This is a genomic window from Psychrobacter sp. AOP31-B2-9 (genome assembly GCF_052378005.1).
In the GTDB taxonomy this organism is placed as follows: domain Bacteria; phylum Pseudomonadota; class Gammaproteobacteria; order Pseudomonadales; family Moraxellaceae; genus Psychrobacter.
On record NZ_JBQSXG010000052.1, the window covers coordinates 1 to 22,110 of the forward strand.

At 42.1% G+C, this 22,110-nt stretch carries 19 protein-coding genes and 1 pseudogene; 18 read left to right on the top strand and 2 right to left on the bottom strand.

From position 1 onward, the window contains the following. Nucleotides 1–161 precede the first annotated feature (161 nt). The 6 genes from ACT3SX_RS07755 to ACT3SX_RS07780 all read left to right on the top strand — a co-directional run bounded on the left by ACT3SX_RS07755 (nt 162) and on the right by ACT3SX_RS07780 (nt 5,655). Complete coding sequence (locus ACT3SX_RS07755; protein ID WP_442069702.1) at nt 162–1,295, top strand: glycosyltransferase family 4 protein; 1,134 nt, start codon at nt 162–164, stop codon at nt 1,293–1,295. 9 nt (nt 1,296–1,304) lie between these two features. Beyond that, the gene (locus tag ACT3SX_RS07760; protein WP_192519410.1) at nt 1,305–1,916 is read left to right on the top strand and encodes a sugar transferase; all 612 of its coding nucleotides are present in this window, start codon (nt 1,305–1,307) and stop codon (nt 1,914–1,916) included. A gap of 4 nt (nt 1,917–1,920) precedes the next feature. Then, a complete protein-coding gene (locus ACT3SX_RS07765; RefSeq protein WP_192519409.1) occupies nt 1,921–2,577 on the top strand; it encodes an acetyltransferase in 657 nt (218 codons plus the stop codon). A 135-nt stretch (nt 2,578–2,712) separates the two neighbouring features. Continuing rightward, nucleotides 2,713–3,912, top strand: a complete 1,200-nt coding sequence (locus ACT3SX_RS07770; protein ID WP_192519408.1) for a DegT/DnrJ/EryC1/StrS family aminotransferase — start codon at nt 2,713–2,715, stop codon at nt 3,910–3,912. A 230-nt stretch (nt 3,913–4,142) separates the two neighbouring features. Continuing rightward, entirely contained in the window at nt 4,143–5,042 is a 900-nt protein-coding gene (gene folD, locus ACT3SX_RS07775) for a bifunctional methylenetetrahydrofolate dehydrogenase/methenyltetrahydrofolate cyclohydrolase FolD (RefSeq protein WP_192519407.1), read from the top strand. A 94-nt stretch (nt 5,043–5,136) separates the two neighbouring features. Continuing rightward, nucleotides 5,137–5,655 carry a phosphate-starvation-inducible protein PsiE gene (locus ACT3SX_RS07780; RefSeq protein ID WP_192519406.1) on the top strand — a complete coding sequence of 173 codons (519 nt, stop codon included), beginning with the start codon at nt 5,137–5,139 and terminating at the stop codon, nt 5,653–5,655. Between the two features lie 85 nt (nt 5,656–5,740). On the opposite strand, the gene corA is transcribed toward ACT3SX_RS07780, so the two are convergent. Then, nucleotides 5,741–6,955 (bottom strand): magnesium/cobalt transporter CorA, encoded by a 1,215-nt coding sequence (gene corA, locus ACT3SX_RS07785; protein ID WP_192519405.1) that lies wholly within the window; start codon nt 6,953–6,955, stop codon nt 5,741–5,743. 64 nt (nt 6,956–7,019) lie between these two features. Continuing rightward, the gene (locus ACT3SX_RS07790) at nt 7,020–7,409 is read right to left on the bottom strand and encodes a DUF2237 family protein (protein ID WP_192519404.1); all 390 of its coding nucleotides are present in this window, start codon (nt 7,407–7,409) and stop codon (nt 7,020–7,022) included. 461 nt (nt 7,410–7,870) lie between these two features. On the opposite strand from ACT3SX_RS07790, the gene ACT3SX_RS07795 reads away from it, so the two are divergent. From ACT3SX_RS07795 to ACT3SX_RS07850, 12 genes and pseudogenes are all read left to right on the top strand, one after another. Continuing rightward, nucleotides 7,871–9,178: an ATP phosphoribosyltransferase regulatory subunit gene (locus ACT3SX_RS07795; RefSeq protein ID WP_192519403.1), complete on the top strand. Its 1,308-nt coding sequence runs from the start codon at nt 7,871–7,873 to the stop codon at nt 9,176–9,178. 203 nt (nt 9,179–9,381) lie between these two features. Then, complete coding sequence (locus tag ACT3SX_RS07800) at nt 9,382–10,671, top strand: adenylosuccinate synthase (protein ID WP_192519402.1); 1,290 nt, start codon at nt 9,382–9,384, stop codon at nt 10,669–10,671. A gap of 327 nt (nt 10,672–10,998) precedes the next feature. Continuing rightward, nucleotides 10,999–11,430: a nucleoside-diphosphate kinase gene (ndk, locus tag ACT3SX_RS07805; RefSeq protein ID WP_192519401.1), complete on the top strand. Its 432-nt coding sequence runs from the start codon at nt 10,999–11,001 to the stop codon at nt 11,428–11,430. Nucleotides 11,431–11,806: 376 nt separating this feature from the next. After that, nucleotides 11,807–13,051, top strand: coding sequence for a 23S rRNA (adenine(2503)-C(2))-methyltransferase RlmN (gene rlmN, locus ACT3SX_RS07810; RefSeq protein ID WP_192519400.1), 1,245 nt, complete (start codon nt 11,807–11,809; stop codon nt 13,049–13,051). A gap of 195 nt (nt 13,052–13,246) precedes the next feature. Further along, on the top strand, nt 13,247–14,173 hold the full coding sequence (gene pilW, locus ACT3SX_RS07815) for a type IV pilus biogenesis/stability protein PilW (protein ID WP_226945094.1): 927 nt from the start codon (nt 13,247–13,249) through the stop codon (nt 14,171–14,173). Further along, nucleotides 14,164–14,982 carry a helix-turn-helix domain-containing protein gene (locus ACT3SX_RS07820; RefSeq protein WP_225739174.1) on the top strand — a complete coding sequence of 273 codons (819 nt, stop codon included), beginning with the start codon at nt 14,164–14,166 and terminating at the stop codon, nt 14,980–14,982. The genes pilW and ACT3SX_RS07820 overlap by 10 nt, the downstream gene beginning before the upstream one ends. Nucleotides 14,983–15,103: 121 nt before the next feature. After that, complete coding sequence (gene ispG, locus ACT3SX_RS07825; protein WP_192519398.1) at nt 15,104–16,219, top strand: flavodoxin-dependent (E)-4-hydroxy-3-methylbut-2-enyl-diphosphate synthase; 1,116 nt, start codon at nt 15,104–15,106, stop codon at nt 16,217–16,219. 131 nt (nt 16,220–16,350) lie between these two features. Beyond that, a complete protein-coding gene (gene hisS, locus ACT3SX_RS07830) occupies nt 16,351–17,643 on the top strand; it encodes a histidine--tRNA ligase (RefSeq protein ID WP_192519397.1) in 1,293 nt (430 codons plus the stop codon). A 61-nt stretch (nt 17,644–17,704) separates the two neighbouring features. Further along, nucleotides 17,705–18,511: a YfgM family protein gene (locus ACT3SX_RS07835; RefSeq protein WP_192519396.1), complete on the top strand. Its 807-nt coding sequence runs from the start codon at nt 17,705–17,707 to the stop codon at nt 18,509–18,511. A 166-nt stretch (nt 18,512–18,677) separates the two neighbouring features. Then, complete coding sequence (bamB, locus tag ACT3SX_RS07840; protein WP_192519395.1) at nt 18,678–19,886, top strand: outer membrane protein assembly factor BamB; 1,209 nt, start codon at nt 18,678–18,680, stop codon at nt 19,884–19,886. 379 nt (nt 19,887–20,265) lie between these two features. Then, nucleotides 20,266–21,687: a ribosome biogenesis GTPase Der gene (gene der, locus ACT3SX_RS07845; RefSeq protein ID WP_192519394.1), complete on the top strand. Its 1,422-nt coding sequence runs from the start codon at nt 20,266–20,268 to the stop codon at nt 21,685–21,687. A gap of 184 nt (nt 21,688–21,871) precedes the next feature. Continuing rightward, nucleotides 21,872–22,110: pseudogene (locus ACT3SX_RS07850) on the top strand (sensor histidine kinase); the annotation flags it as partial.

Consider the following 22,110-nt stretch of genomic DNA (forward strand, 5'->3'; position numbering starts at 1 on the left):
CTAGGGAGTAAGTCATAGTTGTTTATAGTGGTAATCGTTTAGTTGATTTATTTTATAACATTTTTGTGGTCATCTGACTATAGAGGCAAAAATGATTCTATGGTTTTAATACTGTATATATTATATACCATTACCACATGGTTTTTTTGGACAACTTGATTATGAGATTTTTGATTATAGCCAGTCATCCCCCCTCACTACTAAACTTTCGGGGTGAATTAATTGCTGCGATCAATCAGGCTGGATTTGATATTGATATTGCTGCTCCAGAGTTTAAGAGCTATCCAGAAGAACGAAGGCAGCTGGAAGCATTGGGTTATACGGTTCATGATATTCCAATGCAGCGCACTGGTACAAACCCTATAGCAGATAGTCAGACTATGTTTGCGTTATACCGTTTAATGAAACAGATCAAACCTGACTATGTGATGGAATATACCATCAAGCCAGTTATCTATGGGTTACTAGCAGCTAAGTTGGCTGGTGTTCCTCATCGTTATGCTTTGATTACAGGTTTGGGCTACGCATTTCAAGGGGCGGATGAGAGTACGTATCATAGAACCAATTTACAGAAGCTAATGCATAAGCTTTATGCCATGTCGTTAAGATCAGCGCATAAGGTGCTTTTCCAAAACCCAGATGATGAAGCTTTATTTAAATCGATGAAGATATTGCAGTCTGCCACTCCGACTAAGGTAGTAAATGGTTCTGGTGTCGATGTGTCAGAATACAAAGTCATGCCTTTTCCAAGTGATAATGCTGTACCAGCACCCAGTTTTTTATTGATTGCACGTTTGCTAGGTGCCAAAGGTGTGAGAGAGTATGCCAAGGCGGCTGGAGTGATTAAGTCAAAATATCCGCAAGCCCAGTTCAATTTGGTGGGTTGGATTGATGACAATCCTGACGCTATCAATCAGCATGAACTGGACAGTTGGATTGATGATGGTCGGTTTGAGTTTTGGGGCAAGCTGAGCGATGTTAAGCCTGCCATTGAGGCCAGTTCTATTTATGTTTTACCTTCCTATAGAGAAGGAACCCCGCGTACGGTATTAGAAGCGATGGGGCGACCCATTATTACGACAGATGCACCGGGTTGCCGTGAGACCGTCAGGAGTGATTATAATGGCTATTTAGTGCCAGTTAAAGCAGTCGATGAACTGGCTGCTGCTATGGAGCGTTTTATACTTAATCCAGAAATGATCATTAGTATGGGTGCAGCATCACGTCAGTTGGCAGAAGAAAAATTTGATGTAAATAGTGTCAATAAAATTATGCTACAAGAAATGGGTTTATAGGAGCTAATAATGATTAAACGTCTATTCGATATCACCGCCGCGACTACCGCGTTAATAGTGTTATCTCCTGTATATGCCATTACTGCTTACAAGGTGAAAAAAAACCTTGGCTCACCAGTGCTGTTTCGTCAAACGCGCCCTGGACTAAATGGTAAGCCATTTGAAATGATTAAGTTTCGCTCCATGAAAGATGAGATAGATGCTGCAGGTAACCCTTTAGAAGATAGTGAGCGCCTGACTACATTTGGCAAAAAGTTGCGCAATACCAGTCTTGATGAGTTACCAGAGCTATGGAATGTGATTAAAGGTGATATGAGCCTAGTCGGGCCACGTCCGTTATTGATGGAATATTTGCCCTTGTATAACGCTGAGCAAAACCGTCGACACTTATCTCGTCCAGGTATTACTGGTTATGCACAAGTAAATGGTCGTAATGCTATTAGTTGGGATGAAAAATTTAAGCTCGATACATGGTATGTGGAGAACCAATCGCTATGGTTAGACGTAAAAATACTGTTCAAAACAGTTAAAAAAGTCATCATAAAAGATGGTATCAGCGCCGATGGCGAAGCGACTATGCCCAAGTTTACAGGTTCTGCAAACCAGATAAGTCATAAATAATACTATGAACAGAATCTTTGCCGTCTATGGGGCAGCGGGCTGTGGCCGTAGTTTGATGCCGATAGCTGCTGAACAGTTAAAGCGACTAGATATCGATAGCCAAGTAGTATTTATTGATGATTCGTTAGATAAAGAAAGCGACATTAATAATCATCTAGCCATGAATTACGAGGCTTTCAAAGCATTGAATTTTCTCCATAAGTTTGTACTCATTGCTATTTCTGATAGTGATATTCGCCAAAAGATTGCAGGTAATTTACTAACAGATGGGATATCACTATGGTCAGTACAAGACAGTACGACCTTAATCATGGATGAAGTGATTATTGGCGGGGGTGCGGCCATTAGCCCGTTCGTGACGATAGCTTCAAATGTGACTATTGGTAAGTGTTTTCATGCCAATCTTTATAGTTATGTAGAGCACGACTGCATCATTGGTGACTATGTCACATTTGCCCCTCGGGTCAACTGTAACGGGAATATTCATATTCATGACCATGCGTATATTGGTGCTGGTGCCATTATTAAGCAAGGCACACCTGACAAGCCTTTGATTATTGGTAAAGGCGCTGTTGTGGGTATGGGCGCAGTCGTAACCAAAGACGTTCCTGCTGGAGCGGTAGTAGTAGGTAACCCTGCTAGGCCGCTACACAAAAATTAAATAGTATATCGTCAGCCATAGTCAGTGAATCATCTGAATCTGCATAAATTATGCATATTTATAGTCAATGTAATTCAAAAAACCCTATATTTATCAGCTCATCCATTTATCATTAAAATAACCAGTGAGGCGTATATGCTAAACACCCCTTTTTCCCCATGGCCAAGTTTTACTCAGCAAGAAGCTGATGCAGTTAGCCAAGTGCTGTTATCTAACAAAGTGAATTATTGGACAGGTACCGAGAGTCGTGAATTTGAAAAAGAGTTTGCTTCTTGGTCAGATAGCGGTTACGCCATTGCTGTTGGTAATGGTACGCTAGCGTTAGATTTGTCATTGCAGGCACTCGACCTTAAAGCAGGCGATGAAGTGGTTGTCACGCCGCGTACCTTTATTGCCAGTATTTCTTGTGTGATTAATGCTGGTGCAACGCCTATATTTGCTGATATCGATGAAGCGACAGGCAATATCACTGCCGAATCGATTAGTGCTGTACTTACTAAAAACACTCGAGCCATCATATGTGTGCACTTGGCAGGCTGGCCATGTGATATGGACAGTATTATGGCTTTAGCTGAGGCGCATGATTTATATGTCATCGAGGACTGCGCTCAGGCACACGGGGCGCATTATAAAGGTCGAAGCGTGGGCAGTATTGGTCATATTGGCGCATGGAGCTTTTGCCAAGATAAAGTGATGACCACAGGTGGTGAGGGCGGTATGGTCACTACCAATGATGAGCAACTATGGCGAAAAATGTGGGCATATAAGGATCATGGTAAAAGTTACGCCGCTGTCTATGAGACAGAGCATGCGCCCGGATATCGTTGGTTGCATGAGAGCTTTGGTACCAATTGGCGAATGACCGAAATGCAGTCTGCTATAGGTCGTATCCAGCTAGAGCGAATGAGTGATTGGACAGCTAAGCGTACGGCTAATGCCCACATGATATTAGAGACCTGTGCAAAGTGGGCAGAAGAGGGCTACTTGGTCGTACCTAAGTTAGAAGAGTCCCCGCAGTATTCAGATTCTAATCATGCATATTATAAGTTATACGTATATGTGCAGCCAGATAACCTACCTGAGGAGTGGTCGCGAGATCGCATCATTCAAGAGATTAATGAGAAAGGTGTACCTTGCTTTTCTGGTACCGCTTCAGAAGTATACTTAGAAAAAGCATTTGACGATACAGGGTTACGTCCAGCGACTAGATTGCCAGTGGCAAAGCAATTAGGGGAGACCAGCTTGATGTTTTTGGTACATCCGACACTCACCACGGCGGAAGTTACACAAACCATCGAAGCAATCGATGAGGTGTTTGGATCAATTGCTAAATGACAACATATAGGAAGTCACTCAGATGTTAATTGAGCTTTGATAACAAAGCTCTAAATATTTATATAAGCATTCAAGTATGTAAGCATTCAAATATTATGCCACGCTAGGATTTTTAGCCGTAGGCAGGTACAATATCAGTATCAATCATACCTTGATTAAGGATAAGACAGGCAGGCAAGCAATTGCGGCGCTGTCTTTATTTTTTTATTGTACCCTCTATTGGAGCTCCTATGTCTATTGCGCCTACTACCCAAGAGTCAGCCACTGTTTTGGACGGCAAAGCACTTGCAAAACAAATAGAACAACAACTACGCACGCGCGTGGATGCTATCAAGGATAAGACTGGACGTACACCAAGCTTGGCGACCATATTGGTTGGTGCAGACCCTGCTTCTGCGACTTATGTGCGTATGAAAGGCAATGCCTGTAAGCGTGTAGGTATGGACTCTATCAAGGTTGAAATGCCAACTGAGACCACCACTGAGCAGCTCATGGCAAAGATAGATGAGCTAAATAATAATCCAGACGTACATGGTATTTTGCTACAGCATCCGGTACCTGCACATATCGATGAGCGTGCTTGTTTTGAACAAATTGACTTAGCAAAAGACGTAGATGGTGTTACTTGTCTCGGTTTTGGTCGCATGGGTATGCAGCAGTCAGCCTATGGATCGTGTACACCGCAGGGTATCATGCACTTATTAGAGCATTACGATATTGAGCTGTCAGGAAAAGAAGCAGTCGTCGTAGGTCGTAGCGCAATTTTGGGAAAACCAATGGCGATGATGCTATTGAATGCTAACTGTACAGTGACCATTTGCCATTCAAGAACTCAAGACTTGGCGTCGCATATCAAACGCGCCGATATCGTGGTTGGTGCTGTAGGTGTGCCTGAGCTGATTAAGGCAGAGTGGATCAAAGCAGGTGCCGTCGTCGTCGATGCAGGGTTCCATCCTACTGAAAATGGCGGTGTGGGTGATATCGAGTTACAAGGTGTTGAAAAAATCGCCAGTGCTTATACACCAGTGCCAGGAGGCGTTGGACCAATGACCATCAATACATTGATTCGCCAAACGGTTGATGCTGCTGAAAAATCAGCAGGGCTAGATCATGGTATCGCTAGCGAATAGCATTGTCATTTGAGCACTAATTGTCTATAGATAAGGTGTCTGATGCCACAGGTATCAAGCAATCGTCATATCGTCCAATTTTATAGGTGCTAACATGGCTAAAGAAGACGTAGGTATTCATGAAAAGCTACAGCGTATTGGTAGAGAGTTCGTCGATGTTTGTCATTACGTGATCTTATTTTTAATCAGTGTGGTGGTGGTATGGACGGCGGGCAAAGAGTTTGTAGGTATTGTCCAAAAAGGCTCAGCAGATTTAAAAGACATCTTGATGTTATTTATTTATCTTGAACTGTTGGCCATGATAGGTATCTATTTTAAGACGCATCGTTTGCCAGTCCAGTTTTTGATATTTATTGCTATAACCGCTTTATCACGACATTTAGTGGTTGATGTACAAGCGGTTTCAGACTATTTTCACCTGTGGCTGCTAGCGACGATTTCTGTAGCAATCATGCTATTGAGCGGTGCGATTGTCGTGCTGACTTGGACAGCCAAAACGTTCGGTCGCCCAGAAGACAATTTAGATCAGCAACATGCAAATCTTACGGTCAAGGCGCTTTTACCTGATACCACACAGGTGGCAGATAGCCATACTAAGCATCGACGTGAGTGACCTTATAAGTATATAGAGTTAAAAAAAGCTACCAACGGGTAGCTTTTTTTGTGCAAAGTGAGAATGATTTATTATATAGCAGTGACTATAGCCATTTTAGCCGTTTAAAATTGTAATATAGGTAGCCACATAAGGAACCAATAAATAGCATAATCACAAGATAAGAGTACTTCCAATGTAATTCAGGCATAAAATCAAAATTCATCCCATAAATACCAGCAATGGCGGTTGGTACGGCCAAGATACCTGCCCACGCTGCAAGCTTACGCACTACTTCATTCTGTCCCATATTGACCATTGCCATATAGGTATTCATGACCACACTTAGCATCTCATTAAGCCCATTAATAGCATCAAGAGAGTGTAATAGATGGTCATTGACATCGCGAAAGTAGGGTTTGGCTGCTTGAGAGAATATAGAAGCCATTTCGCTTTTTTTATGATTGATAAAAAAACTACAGATATCTTGTACAGGCAAGATAATAGCGCGCATATGAACCAGTTGTGACTTTAGTTCATAGAGGTTTTTTAACGTAGTTTTGTCAAACTCAGAGGTAAATACATAGCGCTCTTGCTCACGTAGATATCGTCCCAAGCGGTCGGTAACCGGCATATAGTTATCCACGATAAAATCGAGAATGGCATGCAGCACAAATATCGGGCCCATACGCAGCTTTTCAGGGCGACGATGACAGTGTTCACGGACAGGGGCGTAAGAGTTGGATGGGCCATTACGAATGGTAATTAGATAGTTTTTACCCATGAATATCGCTGTGGTGCCATAGCGAATGATTTTGTCTTCGAGCTTGGCCGTACGTAATACCACAAACACCATGTCATTGTCGTAATTTTCGACTTTGGCGCGTTGGTGGTCGGCGAAGGCATCTTCAATGGCCAGTTCATGTAAACCAAATGCTTCTTTAACTTCGACCATAGTTTGAAGGCTAGGGTCGTATAGACCTAGCCAAATAAACTGACCATTGTTGCTCAAGGCTCGACTGACATCGGTAAGCGCGACTTTATCTAGGTTTTCACCTGTTTTACGTGAGTAAGCATAACAATTGACGACTTCATCTGCACTTGCAAGATCAATATCTTCATAACGCTCAGAGTCTGGATCGTAGATTGTCATGGTCTCGATCGTGTCTTCATTTGTCGCGTCAGCATCACCGTAAATATAGCTGCCATTATTTTCTAAATACAGATGATCCTCATCCATATCAGCAACGATACGATTGATATTAGCATTGGGTGTAATACGTGCTGTTTTTTTAATCAATTGGTCGTTGTTTTTTTCCATACGCACTCTTTCCTTTGATACAGTAAAAAACTGTCGTCATTAAAACTAAAACGTAGCAGAAAACTTAAGTCGCATAGCTTTTTAGCGTTTCAATATCGACCAAGCTTAATAAACTCTCGTGACAGGCTTCTAGCTTGATTTGCGGTGCGATATCAAAATCTAATGCTTCAACCCAGCGTAGAGCGCAGATACACCAGTAATCACCAGGTTTTAGACCGGCAAAGTTGTATTCGGGTAGTGGCGTAATAAGATCGTTACCACGACTGGCAGAAAAGTTTAAAAACTCACTGGTCATTTTGACACAAACAGTATGCTGACCAACGTCGTGGTTACCCGTATGACAAAAGCCATTGCGATAGTAACCAGTGATAGGATCGAAGCAGCAGCTGGCAAGTGCCGTACCTAAAACGTTGGTTTGATTGATGGCTGGATTTGGGTGGTAATCTGATGACATAAGGCCTCCAAGATAAAAATATGCATTAGTGTACCATGAGTCCATACTGAAGGCGTTGCTCTCATTCTGCTCTTTATTGTATAGAATGATTGTGACAACTCGTAATGGAACTATTACTTATATAAGGTATAGATAATCTTCATGGCTTTAGTGTTGATAAGGCGTAATTAGATAGTGATTGTGGCTAATTGTCACTAGGCGAACCTTAACTGCTATGCTAAACTAAAACCATAAAGTGCCTTGATTATTTATCGCAGTTTATTAGCGCATAAAGATACTCGTCTTATCATTCTACATTATACTTATTACTCACCCTTTTGCGGTTACCTAGTTTGTTTATAAATAATTGGGTCAATGATGTTGTGCGTTAAAAACAAGAAGTGCGTGGCGTCAATGCAATTGTAAATATAACCTTTAAGTACCGCATTTTTGGTAAGCGATACGCCAAACAAGGATTTATTGTGTCTGTCAGTTCTGATTCTGCAAAACCTTCCCAGTCAAATATGACCAGTCAAGCAACGACTCAGCATGCCAACGATGCTACCGCATCTAATAGTATGCCGTATTTAAGCCATTTTTCTAGCGACGTTGGCAATAGTTGGCTGTTGCCTGATGGTGTGGTCGATGTATTGTTTGAAGATGCTCATAAGCAAGAAGTGCTTAGGCATCAACTAACCAAACAGCTTATCGCTCATGGTTATCAATTGGTGAATCCACCAATGATTGAGTTCACTGAGTCGTTATTGAGTGGTGCATCAGAAGATTTAAAGCGTCAAACTTTCAAGATTATCGATCAATTAACAGGTCGATTGATGGGTTTGCGTGCTGATATTACGCCACAGATTTTGCGTATTGATGCGCATCATGGTGGTACTGGTATTGCTCGCTATTGCTATGCAGGTGATGTGATTCATACCTTGCCATCAGGGCTGTTTGGCTCACGTACGCCTTTGCAGCTCGGTGCTGAGATATTCGGTTGTGCCTCACTTGCTGCAGATATTGAGCTGATCGATGTGTTGTTTAGCATGGTGAATACACTGAATATGAGTGCGGCGCTGCATATTGACTTGGGTCATGTTGCCATATTCAAACGCTTGGCTGAATTGGCTGAGTTGTCAGACAATGACACTGAGCATCTGATGCATTTATATGCCAATAAAAACCTACCAGAGCTAAAGCGTGTTTGTCAGTCAATAGCGTTAGGCAATGATTTTTATGCATTGGCGCGCTTCGGTCATGATATCGACAACCTATTGGTAAAACTGTCAGAGACTGCGCAGCAAGACACGCAGGTCGTCACTGCTATTGACGAGCTACAACGCCTAAAAACGCATTTACAAGAGCAGTGGCAGTGTCCTGTGAGTATCGATGTGACAGAGCTATCAGGCTATCATTATCATACTGGTATTGTGTTCAATGGTTATATCAATAGTGAGACCCAGCCACTAGTACGTGGTGGGCGCTTTGATGGTATGCAAAGCGGTAACCAGTTGACAAGCAACCAACCACGTGAAGCCACTGGTTTTAGTATGGATGTCAGCCGCCTGCTTGCACACACCCAACTTGAATCACCAATTATCGTATTGGTGGACTATCAGGCACTGAGTAATGTGAATCAAGAGCAGATGCAGATACTATTACAGCAAGTTGAGAGTTTGCGTCAGCAGGGCTACCGTGTCACGATGCCATTAGATATAGCGGACCGTCCAGTTGGCATGACCCATTGCTTAAACTTTGTGGATAATCAGTGGCAGTTGCAGGCTATTTAAGCATGAACCGATTATAAGTATGAACCGATTAAGTGTTATTGATTGAATAAGTAAAGATATTACTTAGAAGTAAACAATCAGTTAAGCATTAGTTTTTAAGATTATTACCACTTTTTAATGTCATTTAAAACACGGTAATGAAAGTTATCGTCGTTTTAAATCATTATTGCACACACCTCAATATATAAAGGTAAGGATTGATCATGGGTAAGAATGTCGTAGTTTTGGGTAGCCAATGGGGCGATGAAGGTAAAGGTAAAATCGTTGATTTACTGACCGAAAAAGCCTCAGCAGTCGCTCGCTTTCAAGGCGGCCACAATGCTGGTCACACGTTAGTTGTCGATGGCAAAACCACCGTCTTACATTTAATCCCATCAGGCATCTTGCGTGAAGGTGTGACTTGCTTCATCGGTAACGGTGTGGTGTTAGCACCTGATGCATTATTGATTGAAATAAAAGATCTTGAAGCCAACAACGTACCAGTGCGTGAGCGTTTGCGTATTTCACCAAATTGCCCACTCATCATGCCATATCACGTGGCGCTTGACCAAGCACGTGAAGCCAAACGTGGCAGTGGTAAAATCGGTACAACGGGTCGTGGTATCGGTCCTGCCTACGAAGACAAAGTAGCGCGCCGTGCTATCAAGCTTGCGGATTTATTCCGTAGCGATCTAGAAGAAAAGCTACGCAACCTAATTGAATATCATAACTTCCAACTGACTCAATACTATAAAGTTGATGCGATTGATTTTGATGAGACGTTTAAGCTTTGCCAAGAGTGGAAAGAAGAGATTAAAGGTATGGTTACTGATGTAACTGAAGACCTAAATCAACTGCGTTTGGCTGGTAAAAACCTGATGTTTGAAGGTGCGCAAGGTACTTTACTTGATATTGATCATGGTACTTATCCGTTTGTAACCAGCTCAAGCGTAACGGCTGGGGGTGTTTCTACTGGTACAGGTATCGGTCCACTATATTTAGATTATGTACTTGGGATTACCAAAGCCTACACCACACGTGTCGGTAGCGGCCCATTCCCAACTGAGTTGTTTGATGATGTTGGTGCGCATTTGGCGAATGTTGGTCATGAATTTGGTGCGACAACTGGTCGTGCCCGCCGCTGTGGTTGGTTCGATGCTGAAGCACTACGCCGTGCAGTGGTACTGAACTCTTTAACCGGTATCTGCTTAACTAAGCTTGACGTATTAGACGGTCTAGAAGAGCTATTAATCGGTGTGGGTTACAACCTACCTGAGACTGAGTGTGCAGGCGCACATGATGCTGAATTCTACGAGTCAGTCACGCCAAAATACGAAACGCTAGAAGGTTGGAGCGAGTCAACAGTTGGTATTACTAACTACGATGACCTACCAGAGAATGCTAAGAAATACATCAAACGTATCGAAGCATTGATTGGTTGCCCAGTTGATATTATCTCAACTGGTCCTGATCGTGAAGAAACTATCGTCTTACGTGACCCATATGACGTATAAATATAGTTAATGAACTATTGATAGGTATATAGAAAAATAAGACCCCAATGTTGAGCATTGGGGTTTTTACTTTTATACAATCTCGTGGCTTATTAAGCATTTATGTATACTCAGTTTACCTCTGTGCAAGCTCATGTCATAAATTAACCCTATCATTTATGGCCTGAATCATTATAATAGGCAACAATCCTATGTTGGTGCTTATGGTTATATATTGATATACCATGAGTTGGGTAAAACACTCTAAGTCAGCATTGTGGCCAAAGACAAAATCAAATATTCACTATTTTATTTCTTCTCGAATTTATCATTTATTAGGAGCTTTTCATGGCTAACGAACGTACGTTATCTATCATCAAACCTGACGCCGTTGCTGGCAACCATATCGGTGCTATCTATAGCCGCTTTGAACAAGCTGGTCTAAAAATCGTTGCAGCAAAAATGCAGCATCTTGATGACGAAAAAGCAGGCGGTTTTTACGCTGAGCATGCTGAGCGTCCCTTTTACAACGATCTAGTGTCATTCATGACTTCAGGTCCTGTGGTTGTATCTGTATTAGAAGGCGAAAATGCCATCGCTAAGCACCGTGAAATCATGGGTGCAACCAACCCAAAAGAAGCTGCTGAAGGCACTATCCGTGCAGATTTCGCTAGTAGCATCGATGAAAACGCTGTGCATGGTTCAGATTCTGCAGAATCAGCAGCACGTGAAATAAGCTACTTCTTCAATGATGATGAAGTTTGTGCACGTACGCGCTAATATCAGTTATTGCTTAGCTTATTGATTGTTAATAATTGGTTTTGCGAAACGGCTTATATCTTATGATATAAGCCGTTTTAGCTCCAATAATAATCCTATGATTTATTGAAAAATTTAATGGTTTGCCTCATTATTATACTTATTTCGCGTTATCAATCCCTTATCAGCATGTTTTTATTAAATACATAATTTTCTTTATCAATGCTTAGTATGCATACGTATCCAGTCTTTCTATAAGTTATTAGTAGAAGGCGTATATCAATAAAAAATGCGCTCATAACGGATTGCTCATGTACTCATATATTGTGTCTGTATGACAACATCCATATAAACAATTGCACTGCCGATATAAGCCTGTGCAAAAAGGTTACCTATTATGTCCACTGTTCAAACACCCACGCAGCACATTCCTACCAAGCGTACTGATAGCATTAAAATAGTAGATGAAGCGCAAGCAAAGACCAATTTACTCGGAATGACACAAGCACAATTGGCTGATTACTTCAAAAGTATCGGTGAAAAGCCTTTTCGTTCAACGCAAGTCATTAAGTGGATATATCAACATGGTGTGACAGATTTTGAAAAAATGACGAATTTGAGCAAGTCTTTGCGTGATAAATTATCGCTCAATGCTTGCGTGCTTCCACCTAAAGTGATTCATCGTCAATATAGTGATGATGGTACGCGTAAATGGGTGTTTGAAGTTACGGGTGGTTCATTGGTTGAGACAGTCCTGATTCCTGCAGATGATAGTAAACTAAATGGTCGCAAAACGTTATGTGTGTCTTCACAAGTTGGCTGTGCGCTAGACTGTAGTTTCTGTAGTACGGGCAAACAAGGATTTGAGCGTGATTTGAGTGCGGCTGAGATTATCGGTCAGTTATGGGTTGCTAACGCCTCATATATGACGGATGAAAATGAAAGTCTAGAAAACGTTGACCATAGCTTGTGGGAAAATAACGTTACCAATGTCGTGATGATGGGTATGGGTGAGCCACTATTGAACTATAAGCCTGTGGTTGGCTCAATGGAGCTGATGTTAAGTGATCATGGGTATGGTCTGTCAAAGCGCCGTGTCACTTTATCAACATCAGGCGTGGTACCGAAAATGTACCAGCTGGCGCAAGATCTAGATGTGGCCTTGGCTATTTCATTGCATGCACCCAATGATGAACTGCGTGATGAATTGGTGCCAATCAACAAAAAGTATCCGTTAGATGAGTTGATCGCGGCTGCAAAAAACTACGTTTTTGATATCAATCCGCGTCACAAAAAGCACGTTACTATCGAATACGTGATGCTTGATGGGGTCAATGACGGCAATGAACATGCTCATCAGTTGGTTGCGTTATTAGATGGTCTACCAAGTAAAATCAACTTGATTCCATTTAATCCCTTTCCGCATGCTCCATATGACAAATCAAGTAACAACCGTATTCACGCTTTTAGCAATATTTTGAGTGAGGCAGGTTTTGTGTGTACGATTCGTCAGACCCGTGGTGATGATATTGATGCGGCCTGTGGTCAATTAGTTGGACAAGTGGCTGATCGTACCAGACGCTCAGCTGCATGGCAGAAAAGTATAAAAGACCGTGAAAATGTTCAGAATGGCTCTTTATAAAAATAAATAGTGTACTTAGTGCTGATGTTTAGCTGTCTTTTATCTATCGCAACGGTAATAGAAATGTAGCAATAACAATTGGTATTGAGGAGTATGGCAATTAATCACAACAAAATTGTACTTCTGGGGGTTAAATCTATTAAACTGAGTCTTCCTTGATCGAACGCATTGAATTACAGTTTTATGATGGCGGCTATGATGACTTCTAAAAATTTTTGTCAGTTCAGATATCAAAAATCACTTTATCAAGATAGTAAGCGGTTGGGTACAGTAGCAAAGCAAATACCGATGCCAAAGCATATGATGCTAGCAACGGTGTTTGCAGGGTTGTTGCTGACAGGCTGCCAAAGTGTGCCGAGCGATGGTGTAACCAGCAGCACGGTTTATCAAGGGTCTAGTGATAATCGTAAATCAGATCAACAAGAAGTGGCTCGTGTGCGTGTTGCACTGGCTGCACAATATATTCGTGAAAACGACCTCGATACTGCTAAGCGCCAACTTGAAAAAGCCCTTTCTGCGGATAGCCGTTACGCGCCAGCCTATGATATGATGGGCGTTTTGCTACAGCAAGAGGGTAGTCAACGCAATCTTGAAAAAGCTGACGAATATTTTAGGAAAGCGATTTCACTTGATAAAGATTTCGAGCAAGCCAATAATAACTATGGCGTTTATTTGTCACAGATGAAGCGCTATCGTGAAGCCGCAGAGCAGTTTGAGATTGCAGGTTCAGCATTAGGTTACACAGGTCGTATTGGTGCATTAGAAAACTTAGGACGCACTTATTTGAAGTTGGGTGACAGTAGTGCTGCTTCTAAAGCATTTTTGCGAGCGCTTGATGGCAATCGTAATAGTATTATTGCTCATATTGAGTTGGTGGATTTGTTGCTTGAGCAGCATCGTGTTCCACAAGCCCAAAGACTTTATGATGAAACATTGACCTTGGTACGCAGGCAAGGTGTCAGCTCTCGTTTGATGTTACAGGGTATCAAACTCGCCGCTGCGCAAAACAACATAACGAAGCGCCAACAATTGGCACAGCAGCTTTTATCCACTTATCCATTAAGTGATGAAGCAAAAAAACTTAAGACTTGGCTTAACAATCCAGAGGCACCATGGAAATGACAACCCCATCATTAAACACTCAACCTAACACGCAGGGATCATTTGGTGCCATGTTGCAGCAAGCCCGAAAAACAAAAAAAGTCAGTATAGAAGAGGCAGCGGCCGAATTATTTATTTTAAAGCGTCATTTGCAAGCGTTAGAAAATGAGAATTTTGCTGATTTACCACAAGCAACGTTTGCTCGTGGTTTTGCGATAAACTATGCCAAGTTTTTGGGGTTGGATTCAGAAAAAGTTGCTAGCAGTTTTGATGCAGCTTATCCTAGTGAGCTTAAAGCCAAATCAGTGAGTAATATTGATACGCCACTGCGCCCAATGGGCACATTGCAGCGAGACACGCGTAGCCGTATTCGCTTTAACCCATTATTGATATTGGCTGTCGTTGGTGTCATCGTTTTAGCAGTTTTTTTATTCCGTGTGGTAAGTAATGCCAATAAAGAAAACAACGTAGAACCAGCGTCCACCGTAGAGGATATATCTGCGCTAGAGCAAGCCCAAGGTGCGGCGATTGACAGTGCGACAGGGGTTGGTGCTTCTGGTTCTGCATTAAATTTAGGCGGTGCTAATGTCAGTCCGGCTGCTTTAGAGGTTAAAGTGACTGACTCAGCTGTTATTAGTATTGCTGACGCCTCTGGTAATACACTCATGAATGGCTCTCAAACATCGGGTGATTATCAGTTATCAGGTATACCACCGTTTAGTGTGCAAATTGATAATGTCGATAATGTTAGCTTGGTGCTCAATGAAGAAGCGGTTGCGTTGGACGCTTATCCAACTGATGAACAAGCCAGTTTTGAGTTAGCACCTTAATTGCAAAGCCAATTTTTAAAGTGATGATGAATAGCTATTATTTTACGCTAATGGGTATTTGTCGTTATCAATAAGTAAGTATCTTCTCTGCTTTTTTTCGTTCTAATGGAAGGGTTTGTCTATGTCAACGTCAGCGCCTATTAACCGTCGCCTTACCAAAAAAATATATGTCGGTGATGTCGCGATTGGTGGTGATGCGCCGATTAGTGTGCAGAGTATGACAAATACTGATACCTGTGATGTGGCCGCTACCGTTGCCCAAATCGAGCGCTGTGTTGAAGCGGGTGCTGATCTCATGCGGGTATCAACACCAACGATGGATACTGTCAAAGCTTTTGGTGAAATTCGTAAGTTGGTGAGTGTACCTTTAATAGCCGATGTGCATTTTGATCACAAAATTGCGCTCGCTGTTGCTGAAGCGGGTGCGGATTGTTTGCGTATTAATCCTGGTAATATCGGTAATGATGCCAAAGTGCGTGAAGTCGTCGCGTGTGCCAAACATTATAATATCCCTATTCGCATTGGTGTAAACGCAGGCTCTTTAGAGAAAGATATTCAACGCAAATATACTGAGCCAACTGGCGAAGCGATGCTAGAGTCAGCGATGCGCCACATTGATATCTTAGAGCGACTTAACTTTGATCAGTATAAGGTTTCTGTCAAAGCCAGTAATGTCTTTTTGACATTGGATGCTTATCGCTTGATATCAGCACAAATTGATAACCCACTACATTTAGGTGTTACCGAAGCGGGTGTTTATCGTACAGGCGCAGTGAAATCAGCCATTGCGTTAGGTGGTCTGCTGTTAGATGGTATTGGTGATACCCTTCGTATCTCCTTGGCCGCAGAGCCTGAAGAAGAAATTAAAATTGGTTTCGATATCTTAAAATCACTGAATATTCGCTCTAACGGTGTCAACTTTATTGCTTGTCCAAGTTGCTCACGTCAAGAGTTTGATGTGATTAAAGTAATGACTGCTTTAGAGACGCGCTTAGAAGACATTCGAGAACCAATGAATCTGTCTGTGATTGGCTGTAAAGTGAATGGCCCAGGTGAAGCGAAAGAAGCGGATATCGGTATCGTTGGTGCTGCACCAAAGTCGTTAGTATATCGTATGGGTGACAAGAGCCATCTCATTGATACCAACAATTTGGTTGATGAAATCGAAGGCATGGTACGCGCTCATGCCGAAGACTTGGCTAAAAAGCGCGAAAATGAAATTATTCGAGTAAAGTAAGATACCAATACGTCGACGTATTTCGTACTGTCATTTCAGCTTATAATAATAGGTGGCTGATGAGAAATACGCTATTGACGATAAAAAAGAATAGAAATATCTGTTAAAAATTTTAAGGATACGACCGTACCATGATTAAAGCTATTAAAGGGTTTAATGATATTTTGCCTGATCAGTCTGCAAAATGGCTGTACTTAGAGTCGATATTGGCCAATGTGTTAGGCAGATATGGTTATGAGCATATTCGTTTGCCTATCGTTGAGCAAACCGACTTGTTTGCCCGTGCGATCGGTGGTGCGACAGATATCGTCGAAAAAGAGATGTATAGCTTTATCGATAAGTCTGATCCACCAACGCCATTGACCTTGCGTCCTGAAGGTACGGCAAGCGCAGTGCGTGCTGTAATAGAGCATAACTTGTTGCGTGGCGATACACCCAAATTATGGTATATCGGTCCAATGTTTCGCTACGAACGTCCGCAAAAAGGTCGCTACCGTCAGTTTCATCAACTGGGTGTCGAAAGTTTCGGTAGCGCGTTACCAGATGCTGATGCTGAACTGATTGCGATGACTCACTTGATGTGGCAGGAGCTGGGCCTAAAAGATGAGATGCACTTGCAGCTTAATAGTTTGGGAGAACTAGATGAGCGTTATGCTTATCGCGAAGCATTAGTCGCCTATCTAACGGATAAAAAAGATTTGCTTGATGAAGATAGCAAACGCCGTTTGATGACCAATCCATTACGTATCCTAGATAGCAAAGAGGCGAGTACCCAGGCTGTCTTAGTAGATGCGCCAAAGTTGGCTGAGTTTTTGGGAGCAGAGAGTAAGGCCCATTTTGAGCAAGTACAAGCGTACTTGACCACACTTGGCATTGACTTTGAAATCAATCCGCATCTGGTGCGCGGCTTAGATTACTATAATAAAACTGTTTTTGAATGGGTTACGGATAAGCTTGGTAGTCAAGCTACTGTTTGTGCTGGTGGTCGTTATGATGGTTTGATTGGACAATTGAAGTCTACGGGCACTGATGGTAGTAAGCCTGCAAAATCTGAGCCTGCTATTGGTTTTGCAATGGGGCTTGAGCGTTTATTGTTATTGATAGACGTAGTTGCACCGATTGCTGATACACCTGCTTGTGACGTCTTTGTTGTGGCGCATCCAGAGGTATATAGTGCGGGTATTAGCTATGCACAAAATCTACGTTATAGCCGTCCAGATGTACGCATCAAAATGGCAAGTGCAACAAGCTTGAAAGCGCAAATGAAAAAAGCGGATAAGTCAGGTGCTGCATTGACGGTTATCATTGCTCAGCAAGAGCTGGATGATAATACCATTAGTGTTAAAGACATGCAGACAGGAGAGCAGCAGACGGTTGCGGCAGATTGGTTGTTGAGTAAAGACAATTTTTCTCGTAAATTATAGCGTTTGGCTTTCTTGACTTTTATATCAGTAATTTAATATAAATCTTATTAGGTAAATATATATGGCTCCGACATCCAATTCGCCGAATGCAGACAACTCAATGCAAGCGTTAAAGCAATATGGCAGCTATATTATTACTGCAATTTTATTGGCACTGGCTGCGTATTTCGGTTGGACCTATTGGCAGGATAATCATGCGCGGGTAGACACTGTAGCAGCGGATCGTTATGCGGATATTCAGTTGTTGAATGAAGAGGTCAATCTGTCCTCGCAAAACCCAGATTTAGAAGCAGAAGCACAAGAAGCGCTTGAACAGAGTCGTACACAATTGAACAATGAGATTGATACGCTGGTAAATACACACGGTGAATCAGTCTATGCATGGCAAGCATTAATGATAAAAGCACGTCAGCAAGTTGATAATGATGACTTCACTGCTGCTACTGAGACGTTCAAGAAAGCACTTGCAATCGATTTGGGCGATGCTGGTCTAAAAGCCATCACTCGTTTACGTTATGCTAAAACCTTGTTGGCTGCAGGTGATACTGAGGCGGCGCTAGCAGAAGCTAAAAATGATATGCCAAGCTCTTTTGAAGCCAGTCAGCAAGAGTTGCTAGGCGATATTTATTTGGCTAAAGATAATAAAGAGTCAGCGGTCAAATCGTACAACAATGCTTGGGAGCTGTTACGAAGCCGTCAAGAAACGCGTGCAGTACTGGCGTTAAAGATGGAGAGTTTAGGCATAGTACCTGAACCTATCGATGAACAAGCCAGTCTTATCCAAGAGCCTAGCACTTCTGCGCAGCCTGTAGTGGCACAAGAGTCTGTGGAAGTAGCAGAAGCTCCTGTTGGCGAGGTTACTGAATAGCTGTATTGTTATGAGTGTTATTCACTAATAATGGCACTTATATGCTATTTAGCACTGAATAATCGCTAAATTGATAGTCAGCATCTTAAACTGTTTTATATGCTAGATGGCACCATAAACCCACAGAACTTAATTAATAATAATTTATTTGTAGTGAGAAATTATAATGACTCAATCTATTCGCTCTAGCAAAACCTCAACAGCCAAAACCCTCAAAACGACGGTTATGCATGTGGCCGTACTGGCAGTAATGAGCACTGCGGTGATTGGGTGTAATCGTGGTATCAAACCCATTGTTAATGATCCTGTAGATTTGGTTCAGATTGCTGAGCCTATCAGTGTATTACAACCTGTTTTTAGTACGGATGTAGGTAATAAAAAAGCCAGTAAGAAAGATCCATTAGATTTACAGGTTGGGTATGCCAATGGCCAAATCGTTACTGCATCACGTGGCGGTGAATTAACAGGCTTTAACGGTACGGGAGAGCGTTTATGGTCAGTCAATGTTGATGAGCAAATAACAGGTGGTGTTGCCTTAGATGCCTTGAGCCAAACAGCAATTATTAGCACTCGTAGCGGTCTAGTAATGGCGTTTGATAGCACGACTGGCGAAAAACGCTGGCAGCAACAGCTGTCAGGGTCAGTCTTGACTCCAGCACTTATTACTAACAACCGAGTGATTCTATCAGCGAATAATGGCTTTTTGCATGGCTTGTCCTTACAGACAGGGCAGTCTATTTGGCAGTTTGCCACACAAGTACCAGCCATTAGTGTCCGTGGTAGTGCTGCACCAACATTGTTAGATAGCAGCACCGCATTATTAGCTACTGCCGATGGGCGCTTGCATGCGGTGACGACAGATAGTGGTCTGCCGCAGTGGTCAAGACGTGTTGGTGTTGGTTCTGGCAGCAGTGAAATTGAGCGTATGAGCGACGTTGATGGTAAGCCTATTGTCGATCAAAATCAGATGTTCGCTATTAGTTATAGTGGTCAGTTACTTGGTGTTGATTTGGCATCGGGTCAAGTGCTATTCGTCAATGAGATTGCTAGCCTCAAAGCACTTGCCGTAAATAGCCAACAAGTCATTGCGACTGGTTTAGATGGTAAGGTTGTTGCTTATGATCGTAGCAGTGGTGCTATGCTGTGGGAGAGTGATGAGTTGGCTTATCGCCATTTGACAAACCCTGTGATGATTGGAAATTATATTGCTGTGGGTGATTTAGATGGTGTAGTGCACTTATTTGACCCTGCTAGTGGTAAGATCGTTAGCCGTGTAGAAACCAAAGGTGCTTTAAGTAGTTTGCAAGTGCAAGGTAGTCGTCTCATGACTCAAAGTACGTCAGGACAAGTCGCTATTTGGCAGTTAGCCCGCTAAGACATTGATTGCTCAGTACTTAATTTAATAGTACTTTTTAATAAGATTATTGTGCCATTGGACTTATCGTAATTTTTTAAATACAAACGCTGCTTAGTCAGCGTTTAATGTCTTGTGTAAACTGCTTGTTTAAATACAGGCTTTCGCGTACTCTATGCGACCGATGCGCCATAAGCGTTATCCATATATACTGTCTATATATAAGCATCATCTTATATAGCATTTACTAATCGTAAAATAGTCGATTATTATTTTTGCTATCATTTTATTATTTATTTTAATTTACGGTCGAGTGTGGCATGTTTGCTACTACTGTTATGTTATTGGTTGTCAGAATAACTGCACTTTCCGTCATTTTGCCTTTCACTGAGAGTAACCCATGAGTATCAAGCCTGTGGTCGCCTTAATCGGTCGTCCAAACGTCGGTAAATCCACCTTATTTAATCAGTTCACAAAAAGTCGCCAGGCATTGGTTGCTGATTTGTCAGGACTGACTCGTGACCGTCAATACGGTGATGCAACCTACGAAGATAAATCATTTATCGTCGTAGATACTGGTGGTATCGGTGAATCAGATGATGGCAGTGGTAATATTGATGATTATATGTCTGAACAGTCGCATACTGCTATTCATGAAGCCGATATTATTGTATTTGTGGTTGATGCTCGCGCGGGTATGATTGGTGCTGACGCTGAGATTGGTAAGTTTTTGCACACGCTTGGCAAACCAGTCTATGTCGTGGCTAACAAAGTCGACGGTGTCCATGATGCTGCGCCTGCCGAGTTCTATGCATTAGGATTGGGCGAGCCGTATCCAATGGCTGCTAGCCATGGTCGCGGTGTTGGCAATCTACTCGAAATATTAACGGCTGACATGCCTGAGCAAGATACTCTCGTCGAGCCGAAAGGTCTAAAACTTGCCATTATCGGTCGTCCAAATGTTGGAAAATCAACACTGGTTAACCGCTTATTGGGTGAAGATCGTGTGGTGGTATTTGACATGCCTGGCACCACGCGTGACAGTATTTATATTCCTTATAAACGCGAAGGTAAGGACTATGTGTTAATTGATACAGCTGGTGTACGTCGCCGCGGTAAAATTGATGAAAAAGTAGAAAAGTTCTCTGTTATTAAAACTTTACAAGCCATCGAAGACTCTAATGTAACGGTCATTGTGATCGATGCTCATGAAGGAATTGTCGATCAAGACTTGCATATGATTGGCTATGCACTAGATGCAGGTCGTGCTTTGGTTGTCGCGATTAATAAATGGGATGGTCTGACACAGGACCAAAGAGATTATATTAAAATTGAAATGGATCGCCGTTTCAATTTTATTCCTTACGTAAAAGTGCATTTGATATCAGCGTTGCATGGTACGGGCGTGGGTAATTTATATCCATCTATTTTACGTGCTTATAAATCTTCTATGTTTGAAGTATCAACCAATCGTTTGACTCAAATCTTACAAGATGCAGTGACTGCTAACCCGCCACCAACTGTGGCTGGCCGCCGTATCAAATTACGTTTTGCGCATATTGGTGGTCACAATCCACCCGTGATTGTGATTCATGGTAACCAAACCAGTGCATTGCCCAAAAGCTATCAGCGCTATCTTGAAAATCAGTTCCGTCAGGTATTTAAGCTTGAAGGTACACCGCTTAATGTCATATTGAAACAAAATGACAATCCATATGCGAACAAGAGCGACACGCCAACCAAAGCGAAAACACAGCAATTGCGTCAACGTGAGCGCAATCGTGCAAAAAAATTCACAACTAAAGATAAAAAATCTCGTTAATCACCAAGACAGTGACATCATTACTGACTTTATCGTGTCATAGAATGCGATAGAGTCAACTTGACACTCATTTTTTTGTTTAGTTGTTATAATTATTTAGATAACAATATCTAAATATATTACTTATCATGTTCTCTAAATACCTGTAGTATAAATTAAAGTTGTCTTGACTCAGTTGAGTGATATGAACAACCGTCTACCTCAAACCATTTCTACGCTTATCTGGCGTTCTGTCGCGCAAGCCATTATTTTGGCTGTGTTGATAGGCTTCTTTTTGTCTTTTATTTATGGTTTATTATCTAACTACAAACAAAAGCATCAGCACATTGACCAAATCGCTACATTATTGACCACCAGCGCATCTACGGCTGATAGTGCTGATATCGTGGCTGAGCAAGTAAAATTCTTGTTAGAGAATGAGCC